General features: G+C 46.1%; 10 protein-coding genes and 1 rRNA gene. 2 read left to right on the top strand and 9 right to left on the bottom strand.

The features are described from left to right. The 4 genes from ACE4RR_RS19985 to ACE4RR_RS19970 form a co-directional block, all read right to left on the bottom strand. Nucleotides 1-91: ribosomal RNA gene (locus ACE4RR_RS19985) — 16S ribosomal RNA — on the bottom strand; the annotation flags it as partial. A gap of 447 nt (nucleotides 92-538) precedes the next feature. Beyond that, a complete protein-coding gene (locus ACE4RR_RS19980; protein WP_375537198.1) occupies nucleotides 539-2,023 on the bottom strand; it encodes an aldehyde dehydrogenase family protein in 1,485 nt (494 codons plus the stop codon). 15 nt (nucleotides 2,024-2,038) lie between these two features. Beyond that, nucleotides 2,039-3,187 carry a saccharopine dehydrogenase family protein gene (locus ACE4RR_RS19975; RefSeq protein WP_375537197.1) on the bottom strand — a complete coding sequence of 383 codons (1,149 nt, stop codon included), beginning with the start codon at nucleotides 3,185-3,187 and terminating at the stop codon, nucleotides 2,039-2,041. 114 nt (nucleotides 3,188-3,301) lie between these two features. Then, a complete protein-coding gene (locus tag ACE4RR_RS19970) occupies nucleotides 3,302-3,535 on the bottom strand; it encodes a hypothetical protein (RefSeq protein ID WP_375537201.1) in 234 nt (77 codons plus the stop codon). 108 nt (nucleotides 3,536-3,643) lie between these two features. On the opposite strand from ACE4RR_RS19970, the gene pdaB reads away from it, so the two are divergent. Then, complete coding sequence (gene pdaB / locus ACE4RR_RS19965) at nucleotides 3,644-4,402, top strand: polysaccharide deacetylase family sporulation protein PdaB (protein ID WP_375537196.1); 759 nt, start codon at nucleotides 3,644-3,646, stop codon at nucleotides 4,400-4,402. A 68-nt stretch (nucleotides 4,403-4,470) separates the two neighbouring features. On the opposite strand, the gene ACE4RR_RS19960 is transcribed toward pdaB, so the two are convergent. Further along, entirely contained in the window at nucleotides 4,471-5,085 is a 615-nt protein-coding gene (locus ACE4RR_RS19960) for a KinB-signaling pathway activation protein (RefSeq protein WP_375537195.1), read from the bottom strand. Between the two features lie 154 nt (nucleotides 5,086-5,239). On the opposite strand from ACE4RR_RS19960, the gene gerD reads away from it, so the two are divergent. Then, a complete protein-coding gene (gene gerD / locus ACE4RR_RS19955) occupies nucleotides 5,240-5,839 on the top strand; it encodes a spore germination lipoprotein GerD (RefSeq protein WP_375537194.1) in 600 nt (199 codons plus the stop codon). A gap of 46 nt (nucleotides 5,840-5,885) precedes the next feature. Here gerD and ACE4RR_RS19950 read toward each other — a convergent pair whose 3' ends face one another. The 4 genes from ACE4RR_RS19950 to ACE4RR_RS19935 all read right to left on the bottom strand — a co-directional run bounded on the left by ACE4RR_RS19950 (nucleotide 5,886) and on the right by ACE4RR_RS19935 (nucleotide 9,798). Next, nucleotides 5,886-6,941 (bottom strand): Mrp/NBP35 family ATP-binding protein, encoded by a 1,056-nt coding sequence (locus ACE4RR_RS19950; protein ID WP_375537193.1) that lies wholly within the window; start codon nucleotides 6,939-6,941, stop codon nucleotides 5,886-5,888. Nucleotides 6,942-7,024: 83 nt separating this feature from the next. Beyond that, nucleotides 7,025-7,738, bottom strand: a complete 714-nt coding sequence (cwlD, locus tag ACE4RR_RS19945; RefSeq protein ID WP_375537192.1) for an N-acetylmuramoyl-L-alanine amidase CwlD — start codon at nucleotides 7,736-7,738, stop codon at nucleotides 7,025-7,027. A gap of 79 nt (nucleotides 7,739-7,817) precedes the next feature. Then, nucleotides 7,818-8,252, bottom strand: coding sequence for a DUF2521 family protein (locus tag ACE4RR_RS19940; protein ID WP_375537191.1), 435 nt, complete (start codon nucleotides 8,250-8,252; stop codon nucleotides 7,818-7,820). A 646-nt stretch (nucleotides 8,253-8,898) separates the two neighbouring features. Beyond that, nucleotides 8,899-9,798 carry a ComEC/Rec2 family competence protein gene (locus tag ACE4RR_RS19935; protein ID WP_375537190.1) on the bottom strand — a complete coding sequence of 300 codons (900 nt, stop codon included), beginning with the start codon at nucleotides 9,796-9,798 and terminating at the stop codon, nucleotides 8,899-8,901. Nucleotides 9,799-10,105 lie beyond the last annotated feature (307 nt).

Here is a 10,105-nt window from a genome sequence, read left to right as displayed (position 1 = left end):
CGAAGAGATCCGACGGCTTCCCGCGCTCGACTTGCATGTATTAGGCACGCCGCCAGCGTTCGTCCTGAGCCAGGATCAAACTCTCCAATAAATAGTAGAGTACTGACTCTTCTTGCTTTGTCCATCTAAATTAGATGGGGGATGTTACTTTAATTAAACGCTTGACTTTCATTCAATTTTCAAAGGACAATCTGTACTGCCGCTTAATTGGCGACTTTTTAATAATAACAATTTGCGGCCTGAACGTCAACCACTTTTTTTCAAGTTTCGTATTGGATATGTTTCCCTGAAAAAGTGCGTTTCAAACGCGCAAATAATAATTTATCACGGCCTGCTGCAAGAGTCAATAAGTTTTTTTGCACGATTGCTTTAAGCCGGTATAAAAAGCACTCAGCATAAAAATTTCGGCTTTTTCAGCTTTACTTCTTTTACTGTGAAAGAAGCACTTTCTTAAATCGCTCTTAAAGGACCCAGCCGGCCGTCTTCTTTTACAAAAAATAAAAGGATGCTTCTCAGAGCACCCCTTCATACCATCGGCTTAATAGTTATCAATTTGTGCCCGCTGCAGCTTGCCGCTGTAATCAACATAGACACTCTTCCATTCCGTAAATATATCAAGTGATGCGGTGCCGGAGTCGCGGTAACCGTTGCCGGTTTTTTTCGTGCCGCCGAACGGAAGATGAATTTCTGCCCCGGTCGTGCCGGCATTCACATAGACAATACCGGTGTCGAGCTCATTAACAGCACGGAACACTTCATTGACATCACTCGTAAAAATTGAACTGGAAAGACCATAGTCTGCTTCATTGTTCACACGAAGCGCTTCTTCAAATGAGTCAACCGGAATAATAGAAAGAACGGGTCCGAAAATTTCCTCCTGTGCAATGCGGGCGTCCGGCGCAACATCGGTAAATATGGTTGGTTCAAAATAATTACCTTTGCTGTATTTGCCCTGCCTCATCACGGAGCCGCCGCACAATAGTTTTCCTTCGCTGCTGCCGACCTTCATATATTCATTTACTCGTTCTAATGCCTGCTCATGGATAAGCGGTCCTACATCACTTGCTTCGTCTGCCCCATCCCCGACCGTGAGGTTTTTTGTGCGTGCCAGCAGCTTTTCTTCAAGCGTTTCTTTTATGCTGTGATGCACGATAATTCTGCTTGCCGCGGTGCAGCGCTGCCCGCTTGTACCAAAGCCGCTCCACAAAATACCGTCCACGGCGAGGTCAATGTCGGCACTGTCCATGACGATAATAGCATTTTTCCCTCCCATTTCAAGCGAAACTTTTTTCAGCATGCCGCTTGCTTTGGAGGCAATTTTTCTGCCGGTGCCGGTCGATCCGGTAAAGGAAATAATGTCTGTATCATCGTGACTGACGACCGCGTCGCCGACCGCGTCGCCTCTGCCCTGCACTAGATTAACAACTCCGGCTGGAAGCCCGCAATCTTCAAGGATGTGCAAAAAGGCGTCTGCCATTCCCGGCGTTTCCAGTGCCGGTTTCCACACCACCGTGTTGCCGCTGATGAGAGCGGGAAACATCTTCCAGCTCGCAATCGCGATCGGGAAATTCCATGGGGTAATCAAGCCGGCCACTCCCACAGGAGTACGTAAACTCATCGCATGTTTTCCAGGAAGCTCTGCCGGTACAGTCTGGCCAAATAAACGCCTTCCCTCACCGGCCATGTAAAAGCCCATGTCAATTGCTTCCTGGACTTCTCCGCGTGCTTCCTGGATCGGCTTCCCGTTTTCGGACGTCAATAGCTGAGCGAGTTCCTCCTTTTTTTCTTTCAGCTCCTGAGCAGTTTTTACGAGTAATTCTCCTCTTTCCGGAGCGGGGACGTTTTTCCAGCTTTTCTGTGCCTTTTTTGCTGCCAGCACTGCTTCATCCACTTCTGCTGCTCCGGAAAGAACAACCTTTCCGAGCACCTTCCCGTTTGCCGGATTGAATACATCTGCCTGGTCAGCCCCTGCCGGTTCCTTCCATTCACCATTAATAAAATTACGGTAGATGCGAGCTTCCATTTTCTCTGCTCCCTTCTAATGGACCTTTTCTTTTATCATAACACTGCGGGCGGCCATTTCTTGAATATATTCTCTGCCGGGGACAATTTCTTCCGGGCAGAAAATGCCTCGCTTATTGATAACGCCGCTCCCCATCATTTGAGCCACGATAGAAATAGTGTAGGCGGTCGATCTCGCCATGGCCGTTACGTTCAGTGTGTTGTCTTTTTTCGTTATCATTTCATATTCAAAAGAGGCACTTTTTCCATCTTTTATTCCTTCGGTACGGACACGCAGCAGTACAACATCCTCTTTATCCTTTAATGCAAATGCCGGGGCCAGAACCTCGCGGAGCACATCCCTCGGTTTTATCTTTTGTCCGTTTACGTCCACTTCAAAATCACGGCTGGTCATTTTCAAATCGACAAGCGGTTTGAATTTCATTGCATGGCCGGGGTAGCGGATCGTTTTGTAATCAAGATTTTCGACATGGCTGAAAGTATGAGGAAGAGTCGAGGTCCCGCCGGACGTATGAAACGCTTCGAGCGGCCCGAAGCCATCAAAATAAACAGCCTCCACCTCAGATAATGATTCCACGTACTGTTTTTGGCCGCTTCGGATCACAAGTGAAGGATCGGTATAGTGGTCAAATACTCCTTCGATCGAAAACACATGATTGTATTCAAACGGCGGTTCTGGATGAAGCGGAATGCCGCCGACACGCAGATAAATATTTTTCACTTCATCGAGCTGACCTGCTCCGTATCCGGCTAAAATGTTTATCATTCCAGGCGCTACTCCGAGATCAGGTATATATGTCATTCCAGATGACTTCGCTTTTTCCTTCCATTGTAAGATCCGGTCAGTCGCTGACCCAATATGCCCTCCTAAATCACAGGCGTGCACCCCGGTAGCAATAGCTGCTTTTGCCACGGCTTCATTAAACGTATAAAATAATGCATTTACGACGACATCAAACGGCTGAATAAAGGCCGTAAGCTTCTTCTCGTCACCTGCGTTCACAAATGCCGCCGCAATCCGCTTATCCTGTAACGGAGCTACCGCAGCGGCTGCTTTCTGTTCATCAATGTCTGCCAGCACGACTTTACTTACCGCTTTATTTCTCAGCAGATCGCGGGCGACTTCCTTTCCCATCAGTCCTGCTCCAAGCACGGCAACCTTCATCGAATCACACCTCCCCGTTCTCTATACAAATACCTCTTCTTCATTAATTTATTCAAGGGAAGCTGCTTGTAGTATAAAAAAGAGCACCTTTCCCAAAAGGTGCTCGGACTGGCGTTATTTAGTCAGGTTCGATCGGGCGGAGAAGGAACGCATGTATTTGACACAGTCAGCAGGTGCAGCTAAACGGCGGTACAAACCGAAAATGATACGATATTTTTCCTCCATTGTCCTTTTCACCGTATCCTCAATACGTTCGTCACCAAAATCAAGAAGCAGCTCCTCGAGCTCTCTTTTTAATATGTACTCCATCTCGATTGCTTCTTTTTGGTTGATCAGCAGTCCCATCATCATAACCCCTTCTTCCTGAAAAAAATACAAATGTAAACTTATTCTTATCTTGTCCTTTTCTGCATAAAATTATGCTAATACGATGCAAGCCGGAAAGGAGATAATGCAGTGGCAAAACGAATAATTATAGTACAAAGCCGGCAGTTAAAAATGTTTCTGATTGTGCTGTTCATTGTGGCTGCGGCGGGAAGTCTTGTGTTACGACCTTCTTTTTTGCCTGTTTTCTCGTCAGCCGAGGAGCCTGCCGCGTTCTATAAAGCGGATATTGAAGATAAAAAAGTCGCGTTGACGTTTAATGTAAGCTGGGGCGAAGACATGACCGAACCGATTCTTGACACGTTAAAGGATAAAAATGTTCATGCAACCTTCTTTATTTCTGCCTCCTGGGCAGAGAGGCACCCTGATGTGGTGCAGCGCATGATCGAGGAAGATCATACGATTGGCAATCATGGCTATCAGTATGAACACTATCCACGGCTTGATCAGGAAGAAATCGTGGAGGATTTGAATTTAAGCCATAAGAAAATAAAAGACGTGACTGAAATGGACGTGCAGTATTTCCGTCCGCCGCACGGGGATTTTAACAAAGAGGTCCTTGAAACGATAGATCGCTTCGGCTATGATGTCATCCATTGGAGCGTCGACGGAGATGATTGGGAAAATCCGGGGGTCGATGTGATTGTAAAAAATATTACCAAAGATATTGAACCAGGGGATGTTATTCTTTTAAACGCTTCCGATTCGGCAAAGCAGACCGGTGAAGCGCTGCCAAAGATTATTGAAAGCTTGAATGGAAATAATTACGAGTTTGTGGTGATTGAAGAACTGATTTCACAGGCAGAAACCTCTGTTAATGAAGTTAATTAGCCACTGCATTTTGAGCATTCAAACAAAAAGCTATCCCCTCGTGCCGAACACACGGAAGGATAGCTTTTTTACGCTGTTTTTCTCTTATCGTCCTGATAAGTTAACCGATGGAGAGTAATCAGCTGCCAGGCATTGGAGGTGAGCAGCGGAGCCAGATAAATCCACAGCCACTTTGAATTGTTCACTGTTTCTACCGTCAGTGCGGGCACCCATTCGATGGATGTCACTACAAACATAAAAAAAAGCGCAGGAATAAACGCAGTTGCATTTGTTTCCTTTCTTTTCAAATAAGCGACGGCCAGACTGAAGGCAAGCAGCAGCAGCGGCATAACAGCATAGCCTGCCAGTGTTTCCCCGTCAGCTGCAAACGCCGCGTAACGCAGGTAAATTAAATCAAACAAAACAAATAATATAAGGACAACTTGTACGCGGTTCCACAATTTCGCTGACTTAAACAACCCCAGAGCGAAACGGTGCAGGGTTAAATAAGCAAAATAACCCATCTGCGCGATGAGTGCTATGGCGGCACTGATGCCAAGCATCCAGAGTACTCCAAATAAGAAATTTAATAAACCGCCGCTGAGATACGTCTCCAGATCAAGCAGCACTCCTGTAATCGCACCGCTGACGGCTCCCACCAGCATGGTTGAGAAGAATAAAAATACGAGCTTTCTTGCATTCAAACCAATCGCTCTCCTTACTGAATACATACATGTCCGTTACGATTTTACCAACATACATAAAAAAAAGCTACACCGTCAGGGCGTTGTGCATATTTTCTTCACAACTTCCGCATATTAAACGTACCTACTTTTATTATAGAAAGGAGCACAAACCATGCGTTTTTCAAAAGCAGGCTGGCTCGTTCTAATATGCTGCTGCCTGTTAACTGGTTGTGCGGCCGCGGCAGAAGAATCGAGCGATGCCGATTACGAGGAAACCAAAAAAATGATGGTCGATTTATTAAAGACAGATGAAGGAAAAACGGCCATTAAAGATATATTAAGCGAGGAAAGCATGAAAGAAGCGATTGTCATGGACCAGGAAACAGTCAAAAACGCCATTGACAATTCACTTACCTCCGAACAGGGAAAGAAATTCTGGGAAGAAATGATGAATGATCCGGAATTTGCGACAGCGTTAGCTAAAAGCATGCAGAAGGAAAATGAAGAACTGCTGAAGGAGTTAATGAAAGACCCCGAGTACCAGACAATGATGATGGATATCCTGCAGGATCCGGAGATGGAAAAAGCTACGCTGGAGCTCATGAAAAGCAAACAGTACCGGCAGCAGGTCATGACGATTATGAGTGAAGCATTGGAAACCCCGGCGTTTCAAGAGAAAATCACCAAGCTTCTGGAAGAGGTCGCCAAAAAACAGATGTCGAAGGAAGAAAGCGGCGGCGGTGGAGGCGAAGGTGGCAGTGGAGGTTCATAAATAAAACCAGACCCGTTAGAGGCGTGCCTCTAAACGGGTCTTATCTTTATCTGCCGATCTTTTCAATGATGCGGTCGGTGATGCCTTTATAAATTTCGCCAATAGGATGACTGGTGTCATATACGGATGGAGCAAAGTTTTCCTCATCAATTTCCGGCTGGCCGAGCGGAATCTGCCCAAGCAGCTCTGTTTTGAGCTCGTCCTTTAAGCGTTCCCCGCCGCCTTCGCCGAAGACGTTTTCTCGTTCGCCGGTAATTTTACTTTCGAAGTACGACATGTTCTCGATCACGCCGAGAATTTCATGATTTGTTTTTATCGCCATGGCTCCGGCACGGGCTGCCACAAAAGCTGCCGTTGCATGCGGGGTTGAAACAATCAGCTCTTTACATTCCGGCAGCATGGTGTGGATATCGAGCGCCACATCGCCTGTGCCGGGTGGGAGATCGAGGATAATGTAGTCGAGGTCGCCCCAGTCGACTTCATTAAAGAAATTGTTCAGCATTTTCCCAAGCATCGGGCCTCTCCAGATGACAGGTGCATTGTCCTCCACAAAAAAGCCCATTGAAATAACCTTTACTCCAAATCGCTCCACAGGATAAATCGTATCATTAACAACTTGCGGGCGCTGGTCAATTCCCATCATGTCCGGCACACTAAAGCCGTAGATATCTGCATCAATGATGCCGACTTTTTTGCCGGCCCGGGCCATTGCCACTGCAATATTGACAGATACAGTGGATTTTCCGACACCGCCTTTACCGCTGGTTACCGCGATAAATTCAGTTTTATTATCCTCAGAAAGAAGGGACTTTGGGGACTGCTTCTCCTCCAGGCCGCCTTGGGCTTTAATTTCCTCTTCTGAGAGCGTATCAAAGCGGAGGCCAACTGAATCTGCCCCTACTTCTTCTTTTAAAAGCTTTACCACGGCCTGCTGGATCTGCATCTGCTCGGCAGTGCCTGTCTTCGCCAGTGCAATTTTCACACTGACGTTCTCGCCTTTTATTTTAACTTCCTTGATCCCGCCTGTATCCAAAATGCTTTTCTTGAGATCAGGGTCTTTAATAGGCTGTAACACCTCATAAATCTTTTCCTCAGTTATCAAGAGGTACACCATCCTTTGTATGCCACAAATTAATTGCTGCTTCTAGCATACCGTTTATGGATGGTACATTTCAAACGTTTACATCACTCCGGCAGCTTTTCCCCGGAAAAATGACGAAGCAGCCCCCGGTAAATTGAAACCGCCACCTTATCCTGATAAGCCCTGTCCCCAAGATTGGCTGCTTCGCCGGGGTTTGATAAAAAACCGATTTCCACAAGCGCACCAGGGATATCCGCCTGTTCGAGAATGAAGATATTATCAATAGGCTTGGCGGTTCTCGTCGTGTTTTCCAGACTGTTTTTTAATTCCTCCTGTATAAAAAAAGCGATATGTTCATTTAACGGGACCTCTGAATGGTAAAAGGTCTGGGCACCGCTCCACTGCTCTCCAGGGATTGCATTTAAGTGCATGCTCACATACAAGTCTGCACCGCTTTCGTTAACAATTTCTGCCCGTTTATATAAATCTTCCGTTTTTCTTTTACTGTAGCCGCGCACGTCCGTTCCTGCGAGGTCATAGTCTCCTTCTCTTGTCAGGAGCACAAGCGCTCCAGCTTCCTGTAAGTAATCGCGGAGCATGAGCGTTGTATTCAGCGCCACTTCTTTTTCCATCACGCCGCTTCTGCTCGAGGCACCGGCATCAACTCCCCCATGTCCGGCATCAAGAACGATTACCTTTCCGGAAAGCGGCGTCTGCCATCGTGCAGCTGTATCCATCGTAGTGAAACGATTTTGCATAACGTTAAATACTGCTGCTAATACTATGATTAGAATGGCAAATATGAGCCATTTTTTCATACCGTGCCCGCCCCATTTCTGCATAGCTTGTTTCACTATATGAAGCTGCGGGCACGTTTATACTACTTTTTCATAAGGTTTATAGACGAAGTCGCTGCCTTTTAAAGCCAGTTTCCAATCCTTTTTTCCACCAGTCAGTGATAAATCCCTCGGCTGCTTCCTGAATCAGCTTTCGCTGCGGGGATGAATCCTCCACCCAGTCAAACATAAACGAAGTCAGTTCTTTGGCAAGGTTGCCAATTTTAAAGGCCGCCTGCAATTTAAAACGAAACGGCAGAACCCCGTTTTCCATGTATCGATGATGCTTTCCCCCATCTAAAAAAGCATCCAGGGCCATGTCGAGACAGGCTTCCTCGAGAAAAGAGTTCGGAAAGTGAAAACGCTGAAACAAATGGGAAAAGCTCTTTTGTGCGGATTGCTGCATTTCGCTTACTTTCAGATTCTGCAGAAGCTTTTTTTCCTGTTCCCATTCTTTCTTCAGGCGGCGCGGCTCCATTGAAATAACTATCCCCATGTGCTTCTCCCCCTCCGTCTTAGTATGCAACGAAGCAGAGCAGACATACTGCCGGTGATTGGCAAGATCGGTTCCAATTTTTCCAGACGTAAAATAAAAAAAAGCCAGCAGATACCTGCTGACTTTCGCTTATACCACTTAAAATAACCTGAAATACATTTATTGTTGGTTTTTCACATTTTTGGTTTACAAAATTATTGCCGCGGCGGATTCCCGTGATTTATCTACCTTACACCACGCAAGCCCTTCCTCTCTTGCATTCTTACGGCTCCGAAGCCGATCCAGCTGAATAAGTCTTTTTCAAGACAAATCCAGAATTCCAAATAACTTTCTCATGTGTTTCGTTTCCATTGATACTCCAGTTGGTATTGTTGTATTATAGAACCTTCATTCTAAAAAGTCAAATGGTGATGTCATGGGTATCGCGTTTACGATGGCGTTTTCCACCGCGTTATGATCATTTCGGCTGAAAGTGGACGGTATCGACGATAACTGAAGTGGTTTCCACCGTATACGAAAATAATCCCTATTTTCAATTTTCCTTTCCTCGGCGAGGGCCCATTATCCACCGCAGCAGAGGTTATTTCCCGATAAACGGCTGCTTTTCGACCTTTCGAGGAAGTGACCAAGATTCGCGGCAGCTGCTTTACGTGAATTCTTTTCGTGCGCCACTCCACGGCACCGCATTTACGTGATAATTGGTTCCATTCGTAATTACGGTGATGTCACCAGACTCCTTCGTGCTGAAAATATCGGCCATTACACCTTTCAGTCTGGATACAACCCCCTCTGTCGGGTGGCCATAATCGTTTTCACCGTAGCTTAAAATAGCGATCTGAGGCTGTATTGCATCTAAGAACTCCTGGCTTGTCGAAGATCGTGATCCGTGATGCGCGACTTTCAAAATTTCCGCTTCCACATCATATTGCTGGATCATTCTTGCTTCATTTTTCATTGTGGCATCCGCCGTCAGCATGAAATCTACATTGCCATAGGAGAGCTTCAGCACAATAGATGATTCATTGATAATATCACTGTCCTCGAATCCATTTAAGACTTGAAGCACCGTATAGGGGGAAAAATTTATAAATTCGCCTTCCTCTGCAATATCGATATTGATGTCTTTTTTATCTACAATTGTCAAATAATCTAAATACGTATCGGTTGTGTGCGCGAGCCCGCTGTCTAAAATCCGGCCCACTTCGATTTCTTTTAAAACGTCAACGAGACCGCCGATATGGTCGGTATGCGGGTGAGTCGCCACCACCCAGTCCAGAGATTCAATGCCGTTCTCTTTCAGATAAGAGATCACCTTGCCGCTCGCTTCATAATCTCCTCCATCAATCAACATCGTTTCTCCGGCAGGCCCTTCGATTAGAATGGAATCCCCCTGTCCGACATCAATAAAATGAACCTTCATCTCATTTAATGCCGGATCCCAGAAACCGCCAAGTCCGGCAGGAACCTCTGTTGAGTTCGCCGAAGCCACCGGAAGCATAAAAAAGAAAATAATTGCTGACAACAATATGTACTTTCCGGTGTTCATGTCATTTCTCCCCTTCTTCGTATTGAAACCTCTTTATTATGATTCCAACGAAAAAGGGTTTGATGAAAAGAAAGTGTTTCCATTTATGCAAATGAGGCATTCTAAAAGTGTTAATCCGGGGAACCAATAACTTAAATCCACTGCTCAGCTTGCTTTTCACGCGTACGGCGGCCTTTTCCCGCTCTGCTTGCTTCGTTTCCACCTCTCCAGCTGGTTTTCCACCGAGCTGAGCCGGTTTCCCCACTTCAGGCGGCTTTTCCACCGCCCACACCGCTTTTTCCCACTAGCGGATCGACATTTGAAGCGA

This window comes from Alteribacillus sp. HJP-4 (genome assembly GCF_042139015.1).
In the GTDB taxonomy this organism is placed as follows: Bacteria; Bacillota; Bacilli; order Bacillales; family Marinococcaceae; genus JBHIKY01.
This window is presented reverse-complemented; position numbering and strand designations above follow the sequence as displayed.

What these genes read in the sequence shown, in the direction of transcription:
- ACE4RR_RS19940 (WP_375537191.1), bottom strand. Translation starts at nt 8,252, where the DNA reads ATGGGGATAGTTATTTCAATGGAGCCGCGCCGCCTGAAGAAAGAATGG.
- ACE4RR_RS19975 (WP_375537197.1), bottom strand. Translation starts at nt 3,187, where the DNA reads ATGAAGGTTGCCGTGCTTGGAGCAGGACTGATGGGAAAGGAAGTCGCC.
- ACE4RR_RS19935 (WP_375537190.1), bottom strand. Translation starts at nt 9,798, where the DNA reads ATGAACACCGGAAAGTACATATTGTTGTCAGCAATTATTTTCTTTTTT.
- gerD (WP_375537194.1), top strand. Translation starts at nt 5,240, where the DNA reads ATGCGTTTTTCAAAAGCAGGCTGGCTCGTTCTAATATGCTGCTGCCTG.
- ACE4RR_RS19980 (WP_375537198.1), bottom strand. Translation starts at nt 2,023, where the DNA reads ATGGAAGCTCGCATCTACCGTAATTTTATTAATGGTGAATGGAAGGAA.
- ACE4RR_RS19970 (WP_375537201.1), bottom strand. Translation starts at nt 3,535, where the DNA reads ATGATGGGACTGCTGATCAACCAAAAAGAAGCAATCGAGATGGAGTAC.
- cwlD (WP_375537192.1), bottom strand. Translation starts at nt 7,738, where the DNA reads ATGAAAAAATGGCTCATATTTGCCATTCTAATCATAGTATTAGCAGCA.